Below are 24,764 nucleotides of genomic sequence, written 5' to 3' on the forward strand. Positions count from 1 at the left end.
GGCGCAAAAGCGCCGAGGAGGCTCCCCGGCACGCCCGCGGAAAGCGAGCTCCTGGAGCGGAAATCAACAACCAAAATTAACAGAGCCTTTCAAAAAAGGGAGGTTAGCTGATGAGTAAAGCACTATTTATTCGAAATGCTGCACAGCTTGTGTCGTTACAGGGAAGTTCTAATGCTCCCCTTATAAAAAAAGCAATGTCTGAGCTTGGCATCATTGAAAACGGCAGTCTATGGATTGAGAACGGTGTCATTCAAGCAATAGGGAAGGACGAAGAGCTCTTTGAAAAATATGCAGGGCGGCTCGCTGAGGCGGAAATATTGGATGCATCCGGTAAGCTGGTGACTCCAGGGCTCGTTGATCCGCATACACATTTGGTTTTTGCGGGAAGCAGGGAGAACGAATTTAATATGCGCTTGCAGGGGGCAGCCTACATGGAAATCATGAATGCGGGCGGTGGAATTCATGCCACAACCAAACGGACTCAGGACGCCACACATGAGGAGCTTTTTCAAGAAAGCTTTGAACGGTTAAATCAATTTCTGCTGCACGGCGTGACGACGGTCGAAGCGAAAAGCGGCTACGGAATGGATTGGGATACCGAGCAAAAGCAGCTGGAAGTTGCGAAAAAGTTAAATGAAAATCATGTGATCGATGTCGTGTGTACCTTCATGGGGGCCCATGCGGTACCGGAGGAATATAAGAATGCTCCCGATGAATTTGTGAGATTGTTAATTGAAGAAATGATTCCCAAGGTGGCCGAGCTAGGACTTGCAGAATTTAATGACGTATTTTGTGAACAGGGAGTGTTTACACCAGAGCAATCTCGGAAAATTCTTGAAGCTGGAAAAAGGTATGGGTTAATACCAAAAATTCATGCCGATGAGATTGAGCCATATGAAGGAGCAGAACTTGCGGCCGAAGTAGGCGCGATTTCAGCCGACCATTTATTAAAAGCGTCGGAAAAAGGAATAATGGCCATGGCGGAAAAAGGGGTGGTGGGTGTTTTACTGCCAGGAACGGCTTACTTTTTAATGGCCGAGTCTGCAAATGGAAGAAAAATGGTGGACCTAGGTGTACCAGTGGCACTTTCTACAGATTGTAACCCTGGTTCTTCACCAACCGTTTCACTGCCCTTTATTATGAATCTAGCTTGTATAAAAATGGGGATGACACCGGCAGAAGTACTTACTGCAGCAACGATTAATGCAGCCCATGCCATCAATCGGGGACGAGAGATTGGCAGTTTAGAAGTGGGCAAAAAAGGAGATGTGACCATTTTTAACGTTGAAAATTATATGAAACTACAATATTTGTATGGGGTAAACCATACGGATACAGTGGTGAAAAATGGTCAAGTCGTTGTCAAAGGGGGGCAGTTGGTTGAAGAGCTTTCTTTATCCTAAACTGAATCCACCAAGTTTTTTATGGGTAAGACCAGATACTGACGGCAATGTGACAAAGGTTCATGAATGGATTCAGCCACTCACAGCAGCAGTTGATCATAAAAATAAGGATGTTGATGTTGTGGTCGTCGGCGTTCCACTATCGCGATCGTCAATAAGTGCCTCAGGGGCATCTGAATTTCCTGATGCCTTTCGCCGTGCTTGGAAAGGATTTACTACCTATAATGTGGATGAGGATTTGGATTTGGCGGAACTGACTGCAGTGGATGCTGGAGATGTTCCGATGCATGTAACTGATATACACCGTTGTCATGACAATATCGTCGAAGCATCAGCCACTATTCATCGGAATTTTGCCACATCGACTGTGGCAGCAATCGGCGGTGATCATTCCATAACGGCGATGATGGTAAAGGGATTAAAATGGGCTAAACCCCAGGAGCGTATTGGCATCCTGCAATTTGATACCCATTTTGATTTACGGTCTCTAACCGATAATGGGCCATCAAACGGAACACCGATGAGGAATTTGATCGAAAGTGGTGTGGTGGCGGGACCTGATATGTACAACATCGGTTTACATGGCTTTTTTAATACAAAGGATTTACAGCAATATGCTAATGAAAAGGGTGTTAATTATATTACCCTCCGTCAGGCAAGAAAAATGGGTATTGAAGAAACAGTACGCCATTGCTTAGAAGCGTTATCTGCAAAGGTTGATACTATTTATTTGACAGTCGACATGGACGTACTTGATATTGCCTATGCTCCGGGAGTACCGGCATCAACACCGGGAGGCATGACAACAGAAGAGCTGCTCGACGGCGTACTCGCAGCTGCGAAGCATCCCAAAGTCAAAGCCATGGACATCGTTTGCCTCGACCCCTTAAAAGACACGCTAGTCCAATCAACCGTAAAACTAGGTACCCATATATTTTTAACCTTTCTTACAGGGGTAATGTTACGAATGGTGTCAGGCACTGCAAAAGGCACTGCAAAATAGGAGAAATGGCCAGCGATCTCGTTTATCGTTGGCCATTTGTTCTGAGATTAGAAAGTTTAAAATCTTCGAGAATTGTCCAACTCCAGCGCCCTAGCGGCTAGTGTCCTTCGCTCTCCGTCCTACGATAAGTCAACATCGAATCACCTCCGGCTCTTCGTGTTTCCTTTATCGCGTTTAACGGGCAGTAGTTTCTCAACTGCCCGTAAGAACCCGATCGGTTCAACTAACAATCAGCGAGAAGAACGTTCGCTGATTGAAGTTTCACCTTATCTCAGTGGGAGCGCTCTAGGTCATACGCCGCTGAACAGGGCGCTTACGCTTTTCTAACAAATTTACATAAATTTAATCTTATTTTGATTTTATGGTCGCTTGCCTTTACCTTTTTCACTCCACTTGAATTTACTATTGTAGGTAATAAAGCTTTGTTTTATTAATTAGGATACCTTTAAAGGATCATTTAATAGACAAGCTTTTAAAACTGCCCGAAGGAAGTAAGTAAACGGTGATCGCGACCAGCCAATAACCCACGATAGACGGTTGAATAAATCATAAGACAGGAGGAAAAATGTGGATATTAATCAATTGAATTCATGGTTAAAAGATATACAAGTTCGAAATGTAGTAAATGCAGATGTGGAAGTAGTAAATCAGTCCCCATTAGTGATGTTAGGGAAAGGACGTCAGGGAGCGGTCTTTCAAGTGAGGGACGATATTTGTGTGAAAGTTTTCGGAAATGAAGAGGATTGTGAACGAGAATTTTATGCCCTGTCCCTTGGACAGAATACGGATCTCTTTCCATATGTACATGCCAAAGGTCCCCTTTATATCGCGATGGAACTTGTCAAAGGTGTCGATATCCGTGAATACCTGCAGTCTCAGCCATTGACGCCAGAGCTATCCTTCAAATTAATTGAAATGCTCATCACCTTTAAATCAATCGGTTTTGAGCGCATTGATCATCATAAAAGGCAAATTTTTATACAGCCAGATGGGAACTTGAAGGTAATTGACGTTGCAAGAACAGTTTGGCGTGACCGCGTTTATCCGTACCCAAGGAAATTATTAACTTCTTTAGGGGAAGAAAATAAGGCTATATTTCTAGCACATGTTCAAGAAATGGCTCCAGAATTATATGAAGAATGGCTGCACTATATCCGGATGGAAGAACTCTCCCGGCAAATCACTCAAGTCATCCTCCCCCAAAAACCTGACAAAGAAAAACTGAAGAACCTAAGTAAACAACTTTTGACAACAACGGATGAGGAAAAATATGTAGTTCAGTTGCAAGGCCTTGTCCAAAAGGTATTTAAGGAAGAATGGGTCAAAACCATGCTAGCACGTGGAAAGAGCCTGGAAGCGGTTATGGAAAAAATAGATGAGTATTGGAAATCTCGAGAAATAGCTCAACCAAGTGAGCGGAAACGAGGTAATAGTTCAAAGAAAAGATATGCTGGGGAAAGCCAAAGTGATCGTCGCCGGGAAAGCTCTCGTGATCGCGGTAAAGATAGGTACTCAAATAGAAAGAGTTATGAGGGAGAAAAATCCCGTGATCGAGACCGCAGACATGGTAGCAGCAGGAAACACCGTCACAAATAATAATCATAGAATATGTCATCAAACAAACATACTACGGATGAGTGTTGTCAATGGAGGAGGCCCTATATCAAAATAAGGGAGAAAGCAGCATGAAAGTATTAGTAATCTGGCGGCTCCTCACCGTTGGCGGGGTAAATGCCGGATGGCGGAACCGTTCGGTCTATTTTAAACAGCAAGGAATTGATACAGAATTTTTATATACGACCGACCATGGTGGTCTCCATATAATGCAGGATATTGCTCCCGTTTATTTAACAAAGGATGAAGGGCAGATTATTAAAATTATCAAAAAAAACTCCTATGATGCCATCATTGTTGTCGATACAGGTGCGGCATATAAGTGGATCCGGAAAGCCAAATACCAGGGTCCTGTCATTATAGAAGCTCGAACACCGGAATTAATCAAGCTGATGCCTCACTTAAAAACATTTAAAGGTATTAAACCAGAATGTATTATTGTTCCCTCCCATTATCAAAAGCAGTTAGTGACTATTTTAACCAATGATATCCCGATTAACGTTATCTACAATGGGGTTGATACCTCTTTTTTTCGGGCCTTACCGGATGACGATATCGATTTCAACAGTGAACCCATTCTTTCAAACAATAAGAAGATTATCGGTTGGGTAGGCAGATTGGACAAACGTAAAAACTGGCCGATGCTGATTGAGATCGCAAAAAAGATAAAAATGGAACGCAGTGATATCGAAATATGGGTTATTGGTGGAGCACAAAGTGTTCAGCGAGAAGAATTTAAAGCAGTTTGGCAAGACGATGGGTTAACTGATATTATCAAGTGGTTTCCAGTCATTCCCTATCAACAAATGCCACATGTGTATGCAAAAATCCGTCAATCAGGCGGCTGCACCCTTGCGACTACCAGGTCAGAATCCTTTGGCAATACTTTTATCGAATCGATGATTTGCGGTGTTCCGGTGGTAGCTTCAAGGATGATGCCGGTAACTGAATTGGTGGTAGAAGGTGAAACGGGTCAGCTTTATCGTGGCCAAAATGTCGAAGATGCGGTCATGCAGATATATGGAGTTCTTGACAATCCTGTAAAACATCAGCAAATGTCGCAAGCGGCGATTGAACGAGTTCAACAGCACTTTGCCATTCAAAAGGTAGCTGCGGAATATATCCAATTATTAAAAAATATGGGCCAAAAAGGTCAAGATCTCGAGAGTGAGGAGGATCCTTCATGATGACACCGGTTACTTTTATCAAGACGCTAGAAGGTAAATCCAATGCACAGCTAATCACTTTCAATGATGGAAATGATTATGTAGTGAAATTTTTCCAACCGGGCTTTGAAAAGACCCTGCCGAATGAATGGATTGGGTATTGTTTGGCCCGTTATATGGGACTACCTGTACCATTTGCTAGGTTAGTAGAGATTCCTCAAGAATTTTGTTCGCAAGTCCCTGAACTTTCCCAGCTCCAAAGCACACAGTTTCAATTTGCTTCTTTGTATGTTTCTAACTCCTTCAATGGACATCAGGTATCTACTGTTCCAGATATCCTAAACCATCAATCGCTCGCAGGAATCATTTTACTAGATTACTGGTTGTGTAATCGTGACCGAACCCGCAAGAATATATTGCTTCAAGAAGCAGCTAATGGAGACTATCAATTATGGATGATTGACCAGGCTGAGATTTTTGGAACGTATAATTGGCTTCATGAGGATTTGGAAAATTTACCTGTAGAAGTAATGAAAAGTGCTACCCACCAATTAATGGCACAATGTATTCGTGCTGAACAAAGTTTTATAGAGCACCTTGAAATCATTCAAACCATGCCCATTCTCTTAATAGAAGAAATCGTCTCGTTCATACCAGATGATTGGCACGTTTCAAAGGAAGAAAACAAGGCGATTGTCAGTACATTAGTCAACCGACGTAAAAAAATCCTTCCAGAGTTAATGTATAAGTTTTTAAAAAAGGTTTATCGTCCATTACACGCTAAAGAAAAATAGAAAGAGAATTTTTTGAAAGGAGGTAGTTTATGAAAATCCGAAAGGCCATTATTCCAGCGGCCGGCCTCGGAACTCGGTTTTTACCAGCAACAAAAGCACTTCCAAAGGAAATGCTTCCAATCGTTGATAAACCAACGATTCAATATATTGTTGAAGAGGCAGTTGCGTCGGGAATTGAGGAAATTATTATCATAACCGGCAGGGGAAAACGGTCAATTGAGAATCACTTCGATAAATCCTATGAACTCGAGGATACACTGTTTAGAAAGAATAATCTCAAAGTGCTAGAGGAAGTACAGAAAATTTCTAATTTAGCTAAGATTTATTATGTTCGCCAAAAGGAACCGAACGGGCTTGGCGATGCTATTCTATGTGCCAAAAATTTTGTTGGAGATGAACCGTTTGCGGTGATGCTGGGCGATGATGTGGTCACCGCTGAAGTTCCATGTTTAAAGCAGCTAATCAATGTTTTCGAGTATTATAATAGTTCCATTATCGCGATTCAGAAAGTGCCAGAACATGAAGTAAGTAAATACGGAATGATAAAGCCCAAGACAGCGATGATCGAAACGAATCTACTTACCATAGAATCGTTAGTAGAAAAGCCAAGTATTGACGAGGCTCCATCAAGGTATGCTGTCATGGGGCGATATGTGTTAAAACCAGAGATTTTTAAAATCTTGGAAGGGCTTCCGCTTGGACAAGGAAACGAATTACAACTGACCGATGCCATCAATGAGTTAAATAAACAACAAGCCGTTCTAGCCTACAACTTTGAAGGAACCCGCTACGACATTGGCGACAAAATCGGCTATATCAAAGCCACCATCGACCTCGCCCTCAAAAGAGAAGACACAAAAGCAGAAATCCTAAGTTATTTGGAAGAAATAGTAAAATGGTGGCAGGCACCATAAAAAGACAATTGGGGCGATTTGTCCACCCCAGGTGGACAGGTTGCCTTTTTGAATATGTGAATATGGTTTAATTATTGCTTGGGAAAGCGCATAAATAGACATTTCTCGAGTTAATTTGTCATATACGGTTGAATGGTTCTTTAGGAGAATTATGATTCTATTTAATAGCCTTGTCGGTTGGATGTACATATATAATAGTGCAATTAAGACGATTCATTTGGCATTTTTAATATTTCTGATACCATAAAGACAGAACATAGTCTTTCACCAATTAACATATTAGCAGAGGGGAAACAGAACCATGGACAAACAAGTCATCGTCTATACGACAAACGATTGTATCGAATGCACAATGGTCAAAAAGGTACTTTCTCAAGAAGGAATCCCATTTGAAGCCAGAAATATCACCACAAACCCTGAGTATCAAACAGAAGTCGAACAATATGGCTTTCTAGGTGTACCCGTAACCGTGGTTAGCCAACGAGCAGTCAAAGGATTTACAAATGAGTTAAAGGAACTTATGGAACTAGCGAAAAGAAATCTGGATAAATAATTTAAGACAATATCAGGTTGTTTAATAGAAATAATTTTCTTTACATCGATAATTTTTAGCGTTAAGATGATGGTAATTTAATAAGCAAGTATCTACTAGGGGTGCCCTGTAATCAGGCTGAGAGAAAACGATTAGTTTTTAACCCTTCGGACCTGATCTGGGTAATACCAGCGTAGGAAAGTAGTCGAGTGAAATATTTTTTTCATTTTCTAACTAACCAGGTCCAATTTATGGATCTGGTTTTTTTCATTTACAAAAGAAATGGGGAGATTGGATTGGAAAAACAGAGCATATATGAAACGTTGGAAAAAGTAAGAGAGGTACGACCGCTTGTCCATAATATAACGAATGTCGTCGTTACGAATTTTACAGCAAATGGATTGCTTGCCCTTGGTGCATCACCGGTCATGGCCTATGCAAATGAAGAGGTAGCGGACATGGCGAAGATTGCTAGTTCCCTTGTCTTGAATATAGGGACGTTAAATTCGCAAACAGTTGATGCGATGATCATTGCAGGAGAATCCGCCAATAAATATGGGGTGCCGGTTATTTTTGACCCCGTGGGTGCTGGTGCAACTCCGTATCGAACGGAAACAGCCAGAAAAATAATGAAGGAAATCAACGTCTCATTGATTAGAGGGAATGCTGCGGAAATGGCGAATGTCATCGGAGAACAGTGGGAAATCAAAGGCGTTGATGCAGGTAAGACACAAGGAAATATTACAGAGCTTGCTATAGCAGCAGCCCAAAAACTGAATTGTGTGGTGGTTATCACTGGAAAAGAGGATGTGGTAACAGATGGAAAAACCACTTTTGTTGTTACGAATGGACATCCGCTTCTAACACAAGTGACAGGAACCGGTTGCTTATTAACCTCTGTAATTGGAGCATTTGCCGGTGTAGAAAAAAATCTGCTCAAGGCATCCGTTTCGGCTTTGTCCTATTATGGAATTGCTGCTGAAAAGGCTGCAAAATTAACCGCAGAACGTGGGCCGGGCAGCTTCCAAATTGAATTTTTAAATCAATTATCACTCGTTTCAAGTGAAGATATAAATCTTTTGGCATCTGTTAAAAAAATAAATGAATAAGAGAGGATCTTTTTTATGATAAAAGCATTAACGATCGCAGGTTCTGATAGCGGCGGCGGTGCAGGTATTCAGGCTGATTTAAAGACGTTTCAAGAATTAGACGTGTACGGCATGTCAGCCATCACTGCGGTTACAGCCCAAAATACGTTGGGGGTGCATGGGGTATATCCGATGACTTCGGAGGCAGTATCACAACAGATAAAGGCTATTGGCGAGGATATCGGTGCTGATGCCCTGAAAACTGGAATGCTATTTAATGCGGAAATTATTGAAGTCGTTGCAGAACAAATTCAGTTTTTTAAATGGGGAAATTTGATTGTCGATCCTGTCATGATTGCAAAGGGCGGTGCCTCACTTTTGCAGCAGGAAGCCATTTCGGCTATGAAAAAGTATTTATTGCCATTAGCCAAAGTGATTACACCAAATATTCCGGAGGCAGAAGTTCTAACAGAAATGTCAATTCGAACAACTAATGATAAAAAGGAAGCTGCCAAGCGGCTATTTGACTTAGGTGCCAAACATATTTTGATAAAAGGCGGGCATGATGAAGATCCAGCTGAATCGATCGATTTATTATTTGATGGCAAGGATTTCTTCACCTTCACCAGTAAGCGAATTGAAACGAAGAACACCCATGGAACCGGATGTACCTTTTCAGCCGCGATTACCGCTGAACTAGCTAAAGGGGCAACGATTTATAATGCCGTTGTCAAAGCAAAGGATTTTATACAGGCAGCGATTGAAGATGACTTAGAGATTGGCCAAGGACACGGCCCAACCAATCACTGGGCATTTCGAAAAAGAACCTTACGAAGGGAGCCGGCAGATGTATGAAAAGCATAAGTGAACATTTAAGGGTTTATTTTATCATGGGCAGCAACAACTGCCTGAAGGATCCAGCGGAAGTGCTTAAAGAAGCGGTAGCTGGTGGAATTACTTTATTTCAATTTCGAGAAAAGGGCAAAGGGGCATTAACAGGAGAAGCTAAATGGACCCTTGCCAAACAGCTTCAGAGCATTTGCAAGGACCATGAAATTCCGTTCATCGTCAATGATGATATCGATCTAGCGCTTGCAATAGAGGCTGACGGCGTTCATATTGGGCAGGAGGACGAGTCGGTAAAAACGGTAAGAGAAAAAATTGGCGACAAGATTCTTGGCGTTTCCGTACATAGCCGGGAAGAAGCAATCAGCGCGGTAGAGGATGGAGCCGATTACTTCGGCATTGGTCCTATTTTTCCAACAAATACAAAAGATGATGCCAAGCCAGTATGCGGGACCGTACTCATTGAACAATTACGCAAACAAGGCTTTACCATTCCGATGGTTGGAATCGGTGGAATTACTAGTGGCAATGCCGCAGAAGTTGTAAAAGCAGGTGCTGATGGCGTTTCCGTTATTACGGCCATCAGCCATGCAGATAAACCACGGGAAGCCGCAAGTGCCTTAAGTCACCAAGTTTACTTAGGGGAGAAGTGATTTTTATGAAAAAAACATCCAAATTGACACTGACCGCTATGATGATTGCCATTGGAACCATCACTAGTAATCTGGTCGCTATTCCGATCGGTTTTACAAAGGTCTTTCCGATGCAGCATTTTTTAAACGTGCTGTCTGCCGTCTTATTAGGACCTTATTATGCGTTAGCACAGGCCTTTTGCGTGTCATTCATCCGAAATCTAATGGGCACAGGCTCCATTTTTGCTTTTCCCGGCAGTATGGTCGGGGCATTGCTAGCTTCACTCCTATTTATAAAAACGAAAAAAATCTATTTGGCATTTATCGGCGAAGTAATTGGCACGGGTATCCTTGGTGCATTGCTATCCTATCCGATTGCAACCCTCATTATGGGACAAAAAGCAACACTATTTGGGTTTATCCCATTATTTATCTTCAGTTCTTTTGCAGGTGCACTGCTTGGATTTGTGATTCTAGCCGTTTTCTTGAGAAAGAGAGTCTTAATAATGGATGAAACAAATGCACCCCAAATTATGAAATTAAAATAATAATCACTAGGGGTTGTGGACAAATGAAAGATGAAATAGTTCGAAAAATAGCGAATGAAGTTGAAGCGAGAAAAGGGGTATTATTCGACTTGATGACCAAGCTGGTTGCCTTTCCAACCGTGAGCCCGCCAGCCCGTAATACCGATGATATTCAGAAATTTATTAAAGGATATTTAGAAGAGTTGGGATTTGAAACTGATAAGTGGGATGTCTATCCTGGGGACCCAAATGTGGTTGGTATTTTAAAGGGTGAATCCACTAACAATTTTAATAGTTTGATTATCAATGGACATGTAGATGTTGCCGAGGTTTGGGATGATAAAGAATGGGAAACTTCACCCTTTTCAACAAGTATCAAGGATGCTCATATTTTTGGACGTGGTGTGGCCGATATGAAAGGCGGAATTGCCGCGTCTCTGTTTGCCATTAAACTTTTAAAAGAAATAGGTGTTTCCTTACAAGGTGATCTTCAATTTCAATCCGTAATCGGAGAAGAGGTTGGCGAGGCGGGAACTTTAGCATGCACGGAAAGAGGTTATACAGCTGATTACGCGGTGGTGGTAGATACAAGCGATTTACATATAGAAGGGCAAGGCGGGGTTATTACAGGCTGGATAACGATTCAAAGCAAGGAAACCTATCATGATGGAATAAGAAGCAAGATGATTCATGCAGGTGGTCGAGTAAAGGGCGCGAGTGCGATTGAGAAAATGATGAAAATCATTGCCGGACTTCAGGAACTTGAACGCCACTGGGCAGTGACAAAAAGCTATGAAGGTTTTTCACCTGGCACCAATACGATTAACCCCGCGGTGATAGAAGGCGGCCGGCATGCAGCGTTTATTGCTGATCGGTGTGCGCTCTGGGTAACTGTTCATTTTTACCCAAATGAAGACTACCTGCAGGTTATAAAGGAAATCGAACAACATATTGAGGCAGTAGCGGCAGCAGATCCGTGGCTGCGGGAGAATCCTCCTGAGTTCGTATGGGGCGGTAAATCCATGATTGTCGACCGTGGTGAAATTTTTCCTTCATTAGAAATCGATCCAGCGCATCCTGGAACAAAGAGCTTAACAAATGCTTTTGAAAAAATGATAAACCAAAAGCCAACGGTTGGCATGTCACCAACCGTAACAGATGCCGGCTGGCTTGATCGGGCTGGTATTCCAACGGTTATCTTTGGACCAGGTAAATTGGAGAATGCCCATGCTGTTAATGAGAAGGTGGAAATTCAACAATTATTGGATTTTACAAAAGTATTAGTTGTTTTTATCGCAGAATGGTGTAACACCAGGAAGGAGGCAGGTGGACATGAAGTTTACAGAGAGGCTTTATCAAAACGTAAATGATATTTGGGAGAAGACCCATCAGCATCCATTCGTAGTCGGATTAGGAACCGGCGAACTGCCGATAGAATCCTTTATTCGCTATATGAAGCAGGACTATGTGTTTTTAATCGATTATTCTAAACTGTTTGCATTTGGGGCTGTGAAAGCAAGAGACCTAGATACAATGGCAGCCTTTGCAAAGCTCTTAAATGAGACCTTGCATGGTGAAATGGAATTGCACCGCCAATATGCGAAGCAATTTGGAATTACGAAGCAACAATTGGAGGAAACACAACCGACTCCGATAAACCTAGCTTATACACGGTACATGCTGAATGTTGCTCAAAACGGCTCGTTGGAGGAATTAGTCTCTGCTTTATTGCCCTGTATGTGGAGCTATTGGGAGATTAGCACGATGCTAGCAGAAAAATATCCAGGTGCTAGTGAGCACAAACTATATGGTGAATGGATCAAAATGTACTCCTCAAGTGAATTTGGTTCATTGGCTAAGTGGCTCATGGATTTGTTAGATGGATTGGCCGATGGAAAACCAGAACGGGAGCTAGCTATTTTAGAAGAACATTTTCTGACAACATCCCGATTTGAATACATGTTCTGGGATATGGTGTACCAGGGGGGCGAGTGGCCTGTCTAGTTCACCCATGTTGAAGATTAATGAATTATCCTACTCCTTTGTTGGCGAGAAGCCCATTTTTGAAAAAATTTCTCTGGATGTTATGGCTGGGGAATTTGTTTCCGTTATCGGGGCGAGCGGTTCAGGCAAAAGCACCCTTTTTAAGTTGATTACCGGATTACTAGAACCTGATCAAGGGACTATTTTGATTGGAGAAGAAGAGCCTGGCAAGAGAGTAGGACATGTCGGTTATATGCCGCAAAAGGATTTGCTGCTACCGTGGAAAACAGTAATAGAGAATGTCTTACTGCCTTTGGAGGTAACGAAGGAAAGAACAAAGTCAAGGCTGCCGGAGGTACGGGAGTGGTTGTCCCGCTTTGGTTTAGCAGATTATGAAAAAGCCTATCCGAATGAACTATCGGGAGGAATGAGGCAGCGGGTTGCTTTTTTACGAACCCTTATGACCGGCAAAGACCTTTTATTGCTCGATGAGCCGTTTGGCGCCCTTGATTCACTGACAAAACGCAACATGCACGGATGGTTATTAGGGTTATGGGGAGAATTGCAAAAGACGGTCCTGTTTATCACCCATGATCTTGAGGAAGCGATTTTGTTAAGTGACAGGATTTATCTTTTAACAGGGGATCGTGGAAATAGGATCCAAGAAGTGAAGGTCCAGCTCCCAAGACCAAGAAAGTCAGAACTCATTTACCAACCAGAGTTTATCGCAATGAGAAAAGAACTGGAGTGGCTGATACAAAATGAAAAATAGAGTGAAAAAATGGACGGGAGATTATGGTCTGTTTGTGATCGTAGTCATCGTTCTCGTCAGTTTGTGGGAGTGGATAGTGAAGCAAGGCATTATTCCAGCTTTTATCTTGCCTTCGCCATCAGCAATATGGGGGTCATTGGTAGAAAACCGACAGCTTTTGTTACAAGAACATTTGCCCGCAACCCTTAAAGAAGTCTTGATAGGCTTTCTGATTTCGGTTATCAGCGGCTTATTGATCGGAGTGGGAATGCACTTTTCACGATCGTTAGAGAAAGTGCTTTACCCGTTTCTGGTCATTTCACAGACGGTGCCGCTAATTGCCATTTCGCCGATTTTTATCATGTGGTTTGGCTATTCGATTTGGAGCAAAATTGCCGTAACCATTTTGACCGCATTTTTTCCGATCGTCGTTAGTACGTATGATGGACTAAAATCGGGCGGCCATGAATATCGGGACTTATTGTTAACGATGGGGGCGAATCGCTGGGCCATTTTTAAAAAAATCCAGATCCCGATGGCATTGCCCTCGATTATGTCCGGTTTAAAGATGTCTGTTGTCTATTGTGTGGTCGGAGCAACAATTGGTGAATGGCTTGGTGCAAGTGTAGGGCTCGGCTACTTCAGCAGGCGCATGTCAGGTAACCTTAAGGCAGATGCCGTATTTGCTGCAATATTTCTTTTGTCATTACTCGGAATCGTCCTATTTTTATTAATTCGATTAGTAGAAAAACAATTATTGAAAAATAAATTTCGCATCTAAGAAAGGAAGAAATATTTAATGAAGAAAAGTTTTGTAATCATGATTAGCCTTTTGTTACTTATGTTAAGTGCATGTGGGCAAAACGATAAGACGGCTACTGATAAAACAAGTTCAGGTGCAGACAAGAAGGTCGAAAAAGTCAGCTTAATGTTGGATTGGTATCCGAATGCGGTCCATTCCTTTCTTTTTGCAGCCGAGGAACAAGGCTACTTTAAAAAGCAAGGGCTGGATCTAGATATTCAAATGCCTGCAGACACAAATGATCCATTGAAACTCGTGGCTGCCAATCAAATCGACATGGCGATAAGCTATCAACCGCAGGTGCTTGTGGCACGCAGTGAAGATATCCCTGTTCAATCGTTTGGCGCGCTTGTCCGTCATCCACTCAATCAACTCATGGTGCCTGCCGATAGTTCGGTTCAATCACCAAAAGATTTAGCTGGTAAAACCATTGGCTATCCATCGATTCCACTTGATGAAGCGATTGTACAAACCATGGTAAAGGCTGACGGCGGAGACTCTGGTAAGATAAAAATGGTCGATGTAGGCTGGGATCTCATTCCTGCAATGGCTACGAAAAAGACGGACGCCCTTATCGGCGGGTATATCAATCATGAAAAGTTATTGCTGGAAAAAGAGGGGCACCCAATAAGGACCCTAAATCCTGCGGATTATGGCGTTCCAGATTACTATGAATTAGTATTGGTCGCTAGTGAAAAGGGATTAAAGGCAAAACCTGAAGTGTTTAAAAAGTTTATGGCAGCAATTGGGGAAGGTCAAAAATATGTTCAGGACCATCCTGAAGCGGCCTTGTCCACCCTGCTTAAGCACGAAGACAAATCTTCACCGCTAGAGAAAGATATTGAAACAAAAAGCTTAGAAATGTTATTGCCTCTAATGGATGCAAAAGAAAAACCATTCGGCTACCAAGACCCGGAAACCTGGAACCAGGTCACCAAATGGCTAAAACAAAACAAAGTAATAAACGAAAACGTCAAAGCAGAACAAGCCTTTATTAACTTATAGGAAAGGCCATTTGTAAATCATCAGTATTGTAAAGGGTGTCAGGCACCGTCGGTGGACACTTTCCACCGATGGGTGCCTGACACCAATAATAACATTATATTGATTGATAATTTGGTCGTGTGATTAAATGCATTAGGTAAGCTGAATTCTTGGGATTTGGCTTTCTTTTTTTGTTTAGAAAGTCAATAATGGTACTGGCGTTGCGGATGCCTACACCGTGTCCGTAGTATTTGTCGTCGCCAAAAAAGATGACATTTTCCGCCCGCCAATGCGGTTGTTTGGGATCGAAATCAGGATTGTTGAAATGCAAAACATCGCCAGGAATAAAATCATCTCCATATTTTTGATGGATCGGCAAATCCTCATCAAATTGCCAATCCATTAAGTATAGGCGGGCAAAGAGCAGATCAAACCGTTGACTGCCGATCGAATAAAGGGTGGCAATATATAAAACAATAGCAATGGCTGTGGAGCATTCAAACGCATAAAGCTTCCCATTTTTAATGATGTCTAATAGACCAACAGAGGGACTAACATCAGGCTTTAAGAGGAAGCCCCCATTCGCTAAGCGATCCCAATACTTTTTATTGCAAAATGCATACGTAAAGGTAGTAAAATGAGGACCACTTTTGTCTAGCTCACGTGCTGCTTTCATCGTGTTTCTTCGAAATAAGAGTTCGAATTGAAGATCGTTTATTGTTGGGTATTCGTAGGAAGTATGATGGGCCGCCATCTGTTTCACAATGGTTTTCTCTTCTGGATTAGAAAATTTGGGAACAAGATCCTCTGAATCCACCATCTGATGATTAATTTTAATCATGGCTCTCCTCCTGATTCCATTAATACACTCTTTCTAAAAATATGATAAAGTTTCTTATATATTTATCATTTCTAAAGAATAAATGGTGCCTAACACCAAGAAAAGCGGAAGCGCCCTGGTCAGCGGCGTATGGCCTAGAGCGCTCCAACTGAGATAAAGGAAACACGAAGAGCCGGAGGCGATTCGATGTTGACTTATCGTAGGCCGGAGAGCGAAGGACACTAGCCGCTAGGGCGCTGGAGCTGGACAATTCTCGAAACAAAAACTTATACATTCTCATATTACAAAAAGCGTCTTTTCAGTCAAGATGAAGAGGACGCTTTTTTTCTTGTTAGAAATTTGGTGGATTTTTTGTTTTTCATGAATTTTACGTACATGAGGAGGAAGACGAATGCACTGATTAGTCGGAGCAGTGAGCTTATTTCCATCGATATTTCCATGCCTGTTGTTTCTAAAAGCCAAATTCCTATTTGTGGTGCAATAAATGCAACCAAGGATAGAAGAATGTTATAGGTCGTAATACAATACGTTCTTTTTTCTTTAGGAGATTGCTCCAGCAAAAGGTTAAACAAAAGAAGCATCGTACCTGAAACAAAAAAGCCGGATGTCATAGAAACAAATGTCAAATAGATAAGGTTCGTTGATAGAACATTTAAAATCGGTGCTGTTGCCATGCCGACTGCTACCCAAACAAGCATAAGAGTATTAGATTTTTGGTCCGCCCATTTTTTCCACAATGGGAAGGAAAAGATTTGCACCAACTGATTTGCAACTGAAAATATACTAATCCAAAGAATGGTGGCATGCGCATATTTTACGTTATAAATATTGAATAGTCCCCAAACCATTTGCCAGGTGAAGTTAAAGCACAGGGCAGAAAGGAGGAACCAATTGTACCCTTTATCCTTAAAAATGGACCAATCCATAAATGATTTTTGCTCTTTATTCGTCTTTGGTTGAACTTGTTCCTTATGCTTCATTAAGAAATACACTTCGAATAAGCCAAAAATAAAAGCAATAAAAAATAAGCATTGATAAGCAAGTGCATTGTCTGTCTGTTTTTTCATTACAATGCCGATGATTAACGTGGTTACCATCCCGACAATAGTTAAAAGTCGATTTCGGTCACTAAAAAATGCGCCTCTTCGATCATCATTAATCATCCCGCTAATGAGTGTTTGCCAACCAATGTTAGAGATTGTTCCAGGCACATTCATTAAAGCGACAATGATTAAAAAAGCCCAGGCTTGGTAGGCAGAATCGAAAAAAACCACTCCAATGAGCAATAAAAACATAATCCTTCCCCAAAAAACAGCCATAGCTACCGTTTTCTTTTGTAATTCCAGCCGATTTAGCAGAATGGCTGCTGGAATCGTCATTATTAAGGCAACTAACGGTGGGAGTGAACTAATTAATCCTACCTGATAATTGGTAGCACCAAGAATAGAAATAGCGAAAATAGGAAAATAGTTACCTGCAAGATTCACAGCTATGGTAGACACCATTCCATGATAGATACTTACTTTTTCATTATATGTGCGCATGTGTCTTCACCAGATTTCATATTAAATTCTTTAGTAATTATACAATCAAAAGCCAGCAACCGACAGAAAATTTTCTAAAAAAATCATGAAGATTAAAAATATTTTAGAAAGATTGAAATCTCAAGTGAAATAAATCCCTTTATTTTCGGACATTTCTATATTAGGAGGTCTTTACTTCAACACTGAAATCCACAATCTTTTTTAAAAAGTTGTTTCTTCGTTTGCTTTATTGATTTCTTTCTGTTATAGTAAAGGAGAATTATTTTTGTGAGTCGGAAAGAACGTTAAAAGTGTACTGCGCTTTTTGTCTGGAAGATTTAAGCAAGGATAGTAACAAATTGTGTGCATGAAGCACACAGCAGGAGGAAACACACATGGAACAAGGTAAAGTAAAATGGTTTAACGCAGAAAAAGGTTTTGGATTCATCGAACGCGAAGCAGGAGACGACGTATTCGTTCACTTCTCAGCTATCCAAGGTGAAGGCTTCAAATCTTTAGACGAAGGTCAAGCAGTAACTTTTGACGTAGAACAAGGTCAACGTGGACCACAAGCTTCTAACGTTCGTAAAGCATAATCTTAACCACATAAATGTAATCATAAAAAAGGCCCTCTCGCAGGGTCTTTTTTTTAGTATAAAAAGCTGCAAAAAAATAGCCCTGCTCAACTAAATGAGCAGGGAACATGAAGCAATAAAGTAAATGGTAGAATAAGTATAGCATAGAATGTGAGAGGAATCACATAAATTTTAGAAAAATAAATACATAATTGTCCACAGGGTAAATCCAAACGTCGTTTTACTTATTTTATAGGAAATTATAGATTGCATCACTGTGAATAACTTTTGATACGTTAGATTCGTCCAGCTCCAGCGCCCAGCGACTAGTGTACTTCGCCCATCTCCCTACGATAAGTCAACATCGAATCGCTAACGCGATTCGTGTTTCCTTTATCTCAGTCGATGTGCTCCAGTCCATACGTCGCTTAACGGGCGCTTGCGCTTTTGTTCTTAATATTATTATTTTCTGTCTTAAATGTTATAATCAAAGAAACATACATGGTGAAAGGAAGATGTAGATATGGCAATCGTGCGAACTCAATTAGAACAATCTGAGTTAACTCAATATATCCCGCCTAAAGGCGACTATGAGACCTTTCGTGATGATGACCATTATAAGGAAAAATTAAAGGAATGGGGTCTATCTTCCGCAAAGGAAGCGAAAAGGGACTTTTGGTACAAGGAGCAAAACAATCAGCGTCAGGTGACCATCAAAGGATATGAAACCTATGGGAGTGGCGGGAATTTTAATACGCTTGTAATTGAATTCCAAGATGGCAATCTGAGCTGTATTCACCCTGCTTTTTTAAAAGAAATGCAGCAATCGAGCTTTGGGAAAGAAAGCATGCTCACACTTGAGGATCATGATGCTGCTGGTGTTAAGACAGATGAGGGATCGGAAAAAGAAACCGAGACCATCAAAACCGTAACTGAAACAGCCGAAAAGCCGTCTAAACAGGAAGCTAAGCCTGTTAAGGAGTCAAAACCGAAGAAACCAAAGGCGCCAAAGTTGGAATTACCTGCTGATAAGGTGCATTTTACTGCAACTGTTAAACAGTTTGCACTGGTATACAATCCTTTTAATGAAGAAAATGATGAAGTGGTTGTCCTCGAAAATGTTCAAATTGAGCAGGAGAATCCGCTAGAACTAGGCCTTGCCTGGTGCAGCCACAGTAAAACATTGAAAAAGTTCGAATTGGCCGCTGGCGATTCGCTTGAATTTGATGGAAAAGTAGCTGCGAAGAAAATGGGAAAAGGGAAAGAGGTCCCAGAAGAATTCCTAGTAGATGTGCCTGTGTTATATAAAGTGAATAACCCTTCGAAAATTGTTAAAAAATAGGACTTCCACTGGATGTCCTATTTCTTTGACAAGAAGATTTTTAGCGGGGAGAAAGTTGTTTCATCAATTTTAATATTAGTAAGGAAAATTTTGCAAAGATGGGGTATAATGAAATTTCTGATTTTTATTTAAATAGGAGTACACAAGAATGAATCAAACTTTTACAATTAAGGAAAAAACAAAGCAGATTTTTGTTATGCTAATACCAATCTTAATTACTCAACTTGGTATGTTTTCAATGGTGTTTTTCAATACGATTATGTCAGGAAGATATAGTAGTTCTGATTTAGCGGGAGTGGCGATTGGCTCGTCCATATGGAGTCCAGTCTTCATGGGGATTAGTGGGATTTTTCTTGCTGTGTCTCCAATTGCGGCACAACGCTTTGGACAGAAAAAGAATCATGAAGTTTCAGCCGTTGTTAAACATGGGATGTATCTTTCCGTTTTGATTACGATCGTCGTCCTCATTTTCGGATACTTTTTGTTAAATCCTCTCTTGGATTTCATGAAGCTTACACCAAGTGTACGCGATACAGCCTTTGATTATTTGGTTGGACTTAGTTATGGAATGCTTCCTCTGTTTCTTTTTAACGTCCTAAGATCGTTTATTTACGCGTTAGGAAAAACACGCGTTGTTATGGTCATTATGCTATTATCATTACCGATCAATTTAATTCTGAATTATGTACTTATCTTTGGAAAGTTTGGATTTCCTGAACTTGGCGGTGCCGGGGCAGGGTATGCCACAGCTATCACCGATTGGGTATTTCTCGGGATGACAGCATTTATTGTGAAAAATAAGGATCCTTTTACTACATTCCTTGTATTTTCCAATTTAAAAGAATTTTCTTGGGAGCAGTGTAAAGAAATTTTAAAAATTGGTGTGCCAATGGGCCTTTCCGTTTTTTTTGAGACCACTGTTTTTGCAATTGTCACGATTTTATTAAGTAAGTTTAGGGTGACAACGATTGCCGCTTATCAATCTGCTTTAAATGTCGTTTCATTTATTTATATGTTTCCGATTAGTATTTCTACATCGCTAACCGTTCTTGTCGGGTATGAGGTAGGGGCACGGAGGTATAAAGATGCAAAACAATATAGTTGGTTGGGGATTGGACTCGCCATTTTAATTGCAATCGGGACGGGATTGCTGGTGGTCACTTTTCGCTATCAGGTGGCCGGACTTTATTCAAATGAAACTGCAGTTATTAATTTAACAGCGAACTTTTTAATTTTTGCGCTCTTCTTCCAGATCTCGGATGCCATCCAGGTAACGGCCCAATCTGCCTTAAGAGGGTATAAGGATGTTAATATTGCTTTTATCATGACGCTGATTGCTTATTGGCTCATTTGCTTACCAATCGGGTACTTCTTGGCCAATTTTACCAGCCTAGGGGCAAGAGGCTACTGGATCGGCCTAACCGTCGGCCTACTAGCCGCAGGAATCGCACTCTCCCTCAGACTCATCTACATCCAGAAAAAAAGATTCTTGGTGTCAGGCACCAATAAGTAGCTTTCAATAGTAGGTATAGTGATAATTCAAAAAATGGACTGCCCAGCACTAAACTGCACACAAATGGGTCAGTCCTTTTGTTTATCTTAAAGAAAGAATCTGTTAGCATAATGTGCGTTTTTTGTGAAAATTAAAAAAGTTTACTTTATCTTCTAGTGGTAAAATATACAATGATAGGATGATCTAAACCTGTATGTGAGGTGACGACTATGGGAAGGAAAGTACACTTTACCGACGATGAGTTCGTACTAAGATTAACAGGCGTAATAAGTGTGTTTGCATTTAAATGGCAGTTGAAAATTCCATATAAATCCATTAAAGGTGTTTATATAGATGAATTTGAGCCGCCGCTATGGATGCTTCAAATGCCAGGTACCGCGATCGCACCGCTGCATATCTACGAAGGCCGCTTCAAATTTGGCGGTGAGTGGTACTTTCTATCTTTTGAACATCAGGTACCGTTAATCCACTTGGAAGTAGACGGTTTTGGGAAATATAAATATATCATTTTTGAAATGGAAAACCCACGCGAAGTAATGATTGAAATACGAAAAAAAATCAGAGAATTAGGTGACTAAGATACTATATTTAAAGGCAGAAAATACAAAAATACTAAAATAAGGACGCCAGTCAATAATGAATGGCGTCCTTCATGTTAAAATATTTTTTTTAGACCGAATAATTTGCTAAAAAGACTTTGGTTTTTATCCGTAACGATAAGCTCATCCATAATTAGTTTTTCACGATTGTTGTGAATCCAATTTTGTAAATCCTGTTTATCTTTACAAAGAGTATAATATGTTTCCCCACCTTTTCCAAGCGCGTTGACAACATATCGACATGTGCTCCCCATAATGCCCACCTTTAAAAATAATTTTATATCCTAAAGAGATTATAGCAGGCTATAAAAATTAGTCCATCATTATTTTTCTACAAAATCATTCATTTTTTACCAAGGATGAGAAAACACTGTAACTATGATTTTGAATAATGTAGGGTTTATAGATGATTAAGCGTTTGCAAAATTTTAGTATATGAATTTCGATTTACAAAAAATTTACCTTATTGATAATATTATTATGTAAACCAAATGAAATTCCCTCCGATTGTCTCGACCAATCCAAAAGCTTTCCAATAAAAATATTGCCGAACAAATATCAATTCGTCGTCCTATGTAATAATCTTTTATTAAGCATATAATTTTATAAATAATAGTAGCGGTACCCGTATCTTTTCATCCAGTTTGAAACGTTTAGAGGATAGAGAGTGCAAAAAGGAGTGGAAAGCATGTCACGAAAGTTAAACCCACACAGCGAAGAAAATAAACTGCAAGAGGATGGCAGGTGGATCGATCATTATCCAAAACTACAGCGCTATTGCCGGTTTCTAGCACAAAACTCTTGGGATGGAGACGATATCGCTCAGGAGACCTTCCTGAAGGCATTAAAATATACTCCTCAACAAATGACTACCGCTTTGTTAAAAAAAATTGCCTACCATCATTGGGTGGATCACCTGCGAAAAAGAAAAAATGAAACACTTGAAGCTGATTCAGGTCTTAATCAGCATGTTTTACCTGAGAGGCTCGATGAAATGAACCATCTTGTGGACATTGTGTTCAAACAACTCACACCAAAGCAAGCGATCATTTTTATGTTAAAAGAGGGGTTTCAATATCAGGCCAAGGAAATAGCAGAGCTATTAAAAACAACAGAGATGGCAATAAAGGCCAGCCTTCATCGTGCTAAAAAACGTCTAGAAAAAGTAGAGGATCAACCTTCTTCCATTGATTCATTTTGGGATGAAGAAGAAAGAGAGCTGCTTTCAGATTTATTTTATGAAGCTTTGAAAAAAGAAGACCCAGCGGTTCTAATTCAAACTATCCCTATGGTTAAAAGTCTTCGTGAAACACCTGACTATAGGGCAAAATGGCAATCCATTAAACAAAACACTCCTTCAAGCACTCTCTGTATGGCTGCATAGCCAATAAAACGCTTCAAGGAGGATGACGATATGAGTACCATTCCATATGTAATTGAACAATCTAACCATGGTGAGCGTTCGTACGATATTTACTCACGTCTATTAAAGGACAGAATCATCATCATTGGCGATGAAATCAATGACCATATTGCTAATAGCGTGGTCGCGCAATTATTATTTTTAGCAGCAGACGCCCCAGATAAAGAAATTTCCCTCTATATTAACAGCCCAGGTGGTTCCACGTCAGCTGGCTTCGCCATTTATGATACGATGCAATACATTAAGCCAGAAGTACGAACCATTTGTACCGGTATGGCTGCTTCATTTGGGGCGCTGTTACTTCTAGCGGGGACTAAGGGGAAACGGTATGCCTTACCCAATAGCGAAATCATGATCCATCAGCCTTTAGGCGGTGCAAGAGGGCAGGCAACGGAAATTGAAATTTCGGCGCGGCGGATTTTAAAGCTAAGAGAACATATTAATCAAATTATTTCAGACCGAACAGGACAGCCGGTTGAAAAGGTGGCAAGGGATACCGATCGAGATTATTTCATGAGCGCGGAGGAAGCAAAAGAGTACGGCATCATTGATGAAATTCTGCATCCTAAATGATCATTAAAAGAAAACAAAGGGTCAGACCCCTCAACATCAATATGGGGTCTGACCCTTTAATATATTCTCATTACAGTAAGCAACAGATAATCACTCAAGCTGTCCTTTTCCGCTTGCTATTACCGACTTTAAAGAACAGTCTTAGCATTGGCGGTACGGCAAAATAGATAAAAAACAGCCGGAATAATTGGTACCCGGTAACCATCGATAAATCGGCATGAACTTCATGGGCAAGGATCGCCATTTGATCCATTCCACCTGGCGCCAAGCTCAGTAAACTTGTCGAGGGGGTAATATGGTAAAAATAAATCAGCCACCAACCTAACCCGACAGATCCTAAGACCATTAGCAATCCACTAAGCAGTGCCAGGGTAATTATTCTTGCCTTATGTTCGAGTTTTTCAGGTTTCAATAACAAACCAATGTACCCGCCTATCATAAATTGTGAAACGTCCAAAATCGTTGGTGTAAGCGCAGGGCCATGGAATCCAGCAACACTGAAAATCGCTGTAATGAGCATAGGACCTAGTAAAAAGGGAGTAGGAAATTTAAGTTTTCTGGCAAGAAATGCAGACAGTATACATATCACTCCAAAGAAAACCATCATGGCAAAAAAAGGTCCAGAAGCTGGGATTGTCTTGTCAAGTACATCTGCAACTGTTTGAGCAGGTGTATTTTTAAACAGCGGCCCAAACAACAGAAAAGGTACGAAAAAAATAATCATCATTAACCGGGCCACTTGCAGGAAAGTCACCGTGGTAATGTCAATTCCTTTCATCTCTTCTGCAAAAATTATCATTTGTGACAGTCCTCCAGGAATACTTCCTGTCAATACAGTTGGATAATCGACCCCCGTAAGTTTTGAAACAACAAAGGCAATTCCTGCACAAAAACCTATTAATAATACCGTCATGAACAGCATAGAGGGCAGTTTTGCGATAATTTGCAGAAGCGCCTCTTGTGTAAAAGACAATCCAATCGAATAACCGACAATAATTAACCCAGCATCACGAATCTGAACTGGCCAATATAATGGAATTTTTACAAATCGGGCCCCAATTAAAACTGCTGCCATGGGCCCAAGCAGCCAGGGAATCGGAGTATGTAGAGCCGAGAACACCAGACCACCAATAAAGGCGGTGATCAATGTGATTGAAAAGCGAAGCATTTTGTTGCCATTGGACTTTGATAAATCAATCAAGAGTAACACTTCCGTCTATAAAAATTTATTAACGTCCTTATAATAAGGAAATATGATATTCAAGTAATACATCATTTATAACATTTTCAACAAGGGATGGATCATTTTTCACCCCAAAACCTACTAATGAATAAA

General features: G+C 40.8%; 26 protein-coding genes and 1 riboswitch. Of the genes, 22 read left to right on the forward strand and 4 right to left on the reverse strand.

Going from position 1 to position 24,764, the window contains the following annotated elements; genetic code table 11:
• Positions 1 to 110: 110 nt before the first annotated feature.
• The 16 genes from hutI (at position 111) to AC3ANL_RS10875 (ending at position 15,060) form a co-directional block, all read left to right on the forward strand.
• Entirely contained in the window at positions 111 to 1,403 is a 1,293-nt protein-coding gene (gene hutI / locus AC3ANL_RS10800) for an imidazolonepropionase (protein WP_488329209.1), read from the forward strand.
• Positions 1,381 to 2,406, forward strand: a complete 1,026-nt coding sequence (locus AC3ANL_RS10805) for an agmatinase family protein (protein ID WP_488329210.1) — start codon at positions 1,381 to 1,383, stop codon at positions 2,404 to 2,406. Before hutI ends, AC3ANL_RS10805 begins: the two co-directional genes overlap by 23 nt.
• Before the next feature lie 567 nt (positions 2,407 to 2,973).
• On the forward strand, positions 2,974 to 4,002 hold the full coding sequence (locus tag AC3ANL_RS10810; protein ID WP_488329211.1) for a hypothetical protein: 1,029 nt from the start codon (positions 2,974 to 2,976) through the stop codon (positions 4,000 to 4,002).
• Between the two features lie 89 nt (positions 4,003 to 4,091).
• Positions 4,092 to 5,207, forward strand: coding sequence for a glycosyltransferase family 4 protein (locus AC3ANL_RS10815; RefSeq protein ID WP_488329212.1), 1,116 nt, complete (start codon positions 4,092 to 4,094; stop codon positions 5,205 to 5,207).
• Positions 5,204 to 5,980, forward strand: a complete 777-nt coding sequence (locus tag AC3ANL_RS10820) for a HipA family kinase (protein ID WP_488329213.1) — start codon at positions 5,204 to 5,206, stop codon at positions 5,978 to 5,980. The genes AC3ANL_RS10815 and AC3ANL_RS10820 overlap by 4 nt, the downstream gene beginning before the upstream one ends.
• 29 nt (positions 5,981 to 6,009) lie before the next feature.
• Positions 6,010 to 6,894 carry a UTP--glucose-1-phosphate uridylyltransferase GalU gene (gene galU, locus AC3ANL_RS10825; protein ID WP_488329214.1) on the forward strand — a complete coding sequence of 295 codons (885 nt, stop codon included), beginning with the start codon at positions 6,010 to 6,012 and terminating at the stop codon, positions 6,892 to 6,894.
• A 301-nt stretch (positions 6,895 to 7,195) separates the two neighbouring features.
• Positions 7,196 to 7,447 carry a glutaredoxin family protein gene (locus AC3ANL_RS10830; RefSeq protein WP_488329215.1) on the forward strand — a complete coding sequence of 84 codons (252 nt, stop codon included), beginning with the start codon at positions 7,196 to 7,198 and terminating at the stop codon, positions 7,445 to 7,447.
• 87 nt (positions 7,448 to 7,534) lie between these two features.
• A riboswitch (TPP riboswitch) is annotated at positions 7,535 to 7,643 on the forward strand.
• A 79-nt stretch (positions 7,644 to 7,722) separates the two neighbouring features.
• Positions 7,723 to 8,535, forward strand: coding sequence for a hydroxyethylthiazole kinase (thiM, locus tag AC3ANL_RS10835; protein WP_488329216.1), 813 nt, complete (start codon positions 7,723 to 7,725; stop codon positions 8,533 to 8,535).
• A 15-nt stretch (positions 8,536 to 8,550) separates the two neighbouring features.
• Entirely contained in the window at positions 8,551 to 9,369 is an 819-nt protein-coding gene (gene thiD, locus AC3ANL_RS10840; RefSeq protein WP_488329217.1) for a bifunctional hydroxymethylpyrimidine kinase/phosphomethylpyrimidine kinase, read from the forward strand.
• Positions 9,366 to 10,013: a thiamine phosphate synthase gene (gene thiE / locus AC3ANL_RS10845; RefSeq protein WP_488329218.1), complete on the forward strand. Its 648-nt coding sequence runs from the start codon at positions 9,366 to 9,368 to the stop codon at positions 10,011 to 10,013. Before thiD ends, thiE begins: the two co-directional genes overlap by 4 nt.
• 5 nt (positions 10,014 to 10,018) lie before the next feature.
• Positions 10,019 to 10,540, forward strand: coding sequence for an energy coupling factor transporter S component ThiW (gene thiW / locus AC3ANL_RS10850; protein WP_488329219.1), 522 nt, complete (start codon positions 10,019 to 10,021; stop codon positions 10,538 to 10,540).
• A 23-nt stretch (positions 10,541 to 10,563) separates the two neighbouring features.
• Positions 10,564 to 11,889, forward strand: a complete 1,326-nt coding sequence (locus AC3ANL_RS10855) for an acetylornithine deacetylase (protein WP_488329220.1) — start codon at positions 10,564 to 10,566, stop codon at positions 11,887 to 11,889.
• A complete protein-coding gene (tenA, locus tag AC3ANL_RS10860; protein WP_488329221.1) occupies positions 11,852 to 12,523 on the forward strand; it encodes a thiaminase II in 672 nt (223 codons plus the stop codon). Before AC3ANL_RS10855 ends, tenA begins: the two co-directional genes overlap by 38 nt.
• A 7-nt stretch (positions 12,524 to 12,530) precedes the next feature.
• Entirely contained in the window at positions 12,531 to 13,274 is a 744-nt protein-coding gene (locus AC3ANL_RS10865; RefSeq protein ID WP_488329222.1) for an ABC transporter ATP-binding protein, read from the forward strand.
• Positions 13,264 to 14,034 (forward strand): ABC transporter permease, encoded by a 771-nt coding sequence (locus tag AC3ANL_RS10870; RefSeq protein WP_488329223.1) that lies wholly within the window; start codon positions 13,264 to 13,266, stop codon positions 14,032 to 14,034. Before AC3ANL_RS10865 ends, AC3ANL_RS10870 begins: the two co-directional genes overlap by 11 nt.
• Before the next feature lie 18 nt (positions 14,035 to 14,052).
• A complete protein-coding gene (locus tag AC3ANL_RS10875) occupies positions 14,053 to 15,060 on the forward strand; it encodes an ABC transporter substrate-binding protein (protein WP_488329224.1) in 1,008 nt (335 codons plus the stop codon).
• Between the two features lie 94 nt (positions 15,061 to 15,154).
• Here AC3ANL_RS10875 and AC3ANL_RS10880 read toward each other — a convergent pair whose 3' ends face one another.
• Both AC3ANL_RS10880 and AC3ANL_RS10885 read right to left on the reverse strand, forming a co-directional pair.
• Positions 15,155 to 15,880, reverse strand: coding sequence for a protein-glutamine gamma-glutamyltransferase (locus tag AC3ANL_RS10880; RefSeq protein ID WP_488329225.1), 726 nt, complete (start codon positions 15,878 to 15,880; stop codon positions 15,155 to 15,157).
• A 302-nt stretch (positions 15,881 to 16,182) separates the two neighbouring features.
• On the reverse strand, positions 16,183 to 17,424 hold the full coding sequence (locus tag AC3ANL_RS10885; RefSeq protein WP_488329226.1) for an MFS transporter: 1,242 nt from the start codon (positions 17,422 to 17,424) through the stop codon (positions 16,183 to 16,185).
• A 374-nt stretch (positions 17,425 to 17,798) separates the two neighbouring features.
• Here AC3ANL_RS10885 and AC3ANL_RS10890 point away from each other — a divergent pair, with 374 nt between their 5' ends.
• The 4 genes from AC3ANL_RS10890 to AC3ANL_RS10905 all read left to right on the forward strand — a co-directional run bounded on the left by AC3ANL_RS10890 (position 17,799) and on the right by AC3ANL_RS10905 (position 21,411).
• Positions 17,799 to 17,999, forward strand: a complete 201-nt coding sequence (locus tag AC3ANL_RS10890) for a cold-shock protein (RefSeq protein WP_024027764.1) — start codon at positions 17,799 to 17,801, stop codon at positions 17,997 to 17,999.
• A 502-nt stretch (positions 18,000 to 18,501) separates the two neighbouring features.
• The gene (locus AC3ANL_RS10895) at positions 18,502 to 19,320 is read left to right on the forward strand and encodes a hypothetical protein (protein ID WP_488329227.1); all 819 of its coding nucleotides are present in this window, start codon (positions 18,502 to 18,504) and stop codon (positions 19,318 to 19,320) included.
• 148 nt (positions 19,321 to 19,468) lie between these two features.
• Positions 19,469 to 20,833, forward strand: a complete 1,365-nt coding sequence (locus AC3ANL_RS10900; protein ID WP_488329228.1) for an MATE family efflux transporter — start codon at positions 19,469 to 19,471, stop codon at positions 20,831 to 20,833.
• A 209-nt stretch (positions 20,834 to 21,042) separates the two neighbouring features.
• Positions 21,043 to 21,411 carry a hypothetical protein gene (locus AC3ANL_RS10905; protein WP_488329229.1) on the forward strand — a complete coding sequence of 123 codons (369 nt, stop codon included), beginning with the start codon at positions 21,043 to 21,045 and terminating at the stop codon, positions 21,409 to 21,411.
• A 77-nt stretch (positions 21,412 to 21,488) separates the two neighbouring features.
• Here AC3ANL_RS10905 and AC3ANL_RS10910 read toward each other — a convergent pair whose 3' ends face one another.
• A complete protein-coding gene (locus tag AC3ANL_RS10910) occupies positions 21,489 to 21,686 on the reverse strand; it encodes a hypothetical protein (protein WP_488329230.1) in 198 nt (65 codons plus the stop codon).
• A gap of 434 nt (positions 21,687 to 22,120) precedes the next feature.
• Between AC3ANL_RS10910 and AC3ANL_RS10915 the strand changes: the two genes are divergently transcribed.
• Together AC3ANL_RS10915 and clpP are read left to right on the forward strand one after the other, a co-directional pair.
• Positions 22,121 to 22,816 (forward strand): sigma-70 family RNA polymerase sigma factor, encoded by a 696-nt coding sequence (locus AC3ANL_RS10915; protein WP_488329231.1) that lies wholly within the window; start codon positions 22,121 to 22,123, stop codon positions 22,814 to 22,816.
• 30 nt (positions 22,817 to 22,846) lie between these two features.
• A complete protein-coding gene (gene clpP / locus AC3ANL_RS10920; RefSeq protein ID WP_488329232.1) occupies positions 22,847 to 23,428 on the forward strand; it encodes an ATP-dependent Clp endopeptidase proteolytic subunit ClpP in 582 nt (193 codons plus the stop codon).
• A 94-nt stretch (positions 23,429 to 23,522) separates the two neighbouring features.
• Here clpP and AC3ANL_RS10925 read toward each other — a convergent pair whose 3' ends face one another.
• A complete protein-coding gene (locus AC3ANL_RS10925) occupies positions 23,523 to 24,629 on the reverse strand; it encodes an AbrB family transcriptional regulator (protein WP_488329233.1) in 1,107 nt (368 codons plus the stop codon).
• Positions 24,630 to 24,764: the final 135 nt, after the last annotated feature.

Source organism: Neobacillus sp. DHD-1R (genome assembly GCF_057747995.1).

Excerpts from the sequence above, each read along its gene's own strand:
- AC3ANL_RS10880 (WP_488329225.1), bottom strand. The coding sequence starts at position 15,880 with ATGATTAAAATTAATCATCAGATGGTGGATTCAGAGGATCTTGTTCCC.
- AC3ANL_RS10910 (WP_488329230.1), bottom strand. The coding sequence starts at position 21,686 with ATGGGGAGCACATGTCGATATGTTGTCAACGCGCTTGGAAAAGGTGGG.
- AC3ANL_RS10905 (WP_488329229.1), top strand. The coding sequence starts at position 21,043 with ATGGGAAGGAAAGTACACTTTACCGACGATGAGTTCGTACTAAGATTA.
- tenA (WP_488329221.1), top strand. The coding sequence starts at position 11,852 with ATGAAGTTTACAGAGAGGCTTTATCAAAACGTAAATGATATTTGGGAG.
- thiD (WP_488329217.1), top strand. The coding sequence starts at position 8,551 with ATGATAAAAGCATTAACGATCGCAGGTTCTGATAGCGGCGGCGGTGCA.
- AC3ANL_RS10820 (WP_488329213.1), top strand. The coding sequence starts at position 5,204 with ATGATGACACCGGTTACTTTTATCAAGACGCTAGAAGGTAAATCCAAT.
- AC3ANL_RS10890 (WP_024027764.1), top strand. The coding sequence starts at position 17,799 with ATGGAACAAGGTAAAGTAAAATGGTTTAACGCAGAAAAAGGTTTTGGA.
- AC3ANL_RS10875 (WP_488329224.1), top strand. The coding sequence starts at position 14,053 with ATGAAGAAAAGTTTTGTAATCATGATTAGCCTTTTGTTACTTATGTTA.
- thiW (WP_488329219.1), top strand. The coding sequence starts at position 10,019 with ATGAAAAAAACATCCAAATTGACACTGACCGCTATGATGATTGCCATT.
- clpP (WP_488329232.1), top strand. The coding sequence starts at position 22,847 with ATGAGTACCATTCCATATGTAATTGAACAATCTAACCATGGTGAGCGT.
- AC3ANL_RS10815 (WP_488329212.1), top strand. The coding sequence starts at position 4,092 with ATGAAAGTATTAGTAATCTGGCGGCTCCTCACCGTTGGCGGGGTAAAT.
- AC3ANL_RS10900 (WP_488329228.1), top strand. The coding sequence starts at position 19,469 with ATGAATCAAACTTTTACAATTAAGGAAAAAACAAAGCAGATTTTTGTT.
- thiE (WP_488329218.1), top strand. The coding sequence starts at position 9,366 with ATGAAAAGCATAAGTGAACATTTAAGGGTTTATTTTATCATGGGCAGC.
- galU (WP_488329214.1), top strand. The coding sequence starts at position 6,010 with ATGAAAATCCGAAAGGCCATTATTCCAGCGGCCGGCCTCGGAACTCGG.
- AC3ANL_RS10915 (WP_488329231.1), top strand. The coding sequence starts at position 22,121 with ATGTCACGAAAGTTAAACCCACACAGCGAAGAAAATAAACTGCAAGAG.
- AC3ANL_RS10895 (WP_488329227.1), top strand. The coding sequence starts at position 18,502 with ATGGCAATCGTGCGAACTCAATTAGAACAATCTGAGTTAACTCAATAT.
- AC3ANL_RS10865 (WP_488329222.1), top strand. The coding sequence starts at position 12,531 with ATGTTGAAGATTAATGAATTATCCTACTCCTTTGTTGGCGAGAAGCCC.
- hutI (WP_488329209.1), top strand. The coding sequence starts at position 111 with ATGAGTAAAGCACTATTTATTCGAAATGCTGCACAGCTTGTGTCGTTA.
- AC3ANL_RS10855 (WP_488329220.1), top strand. The coding sequence starts at position 10,564 with ATGAAAGATGAAATAGTTCGAAAAATAGCGAATGAAGTTGAAGCGAGA.
- AC3ANL_RS10870 (WP_488329223.1), top strand. The coding sequence starts at position 13,264 with ATGAAAAATAGAGTGAAAAAATGGACGGGAGATTATGGTCTGTTTGTG.
- AC3ANL_RS10885 (WP_488329226.1), bottom strand. The coding sequence starts at position 17,424 with ATGCGCACATATAATGAAAAAGTAAGTATCTATCATGGAATGGTGTCT.
- AC3ANL_RS10830 (WP_488329215.1), top strand. The coding sequence starts at position 7,196 with ATGGACAAACAAGTCATCGTCTATACGACAAACGATTGTATCGAATGC.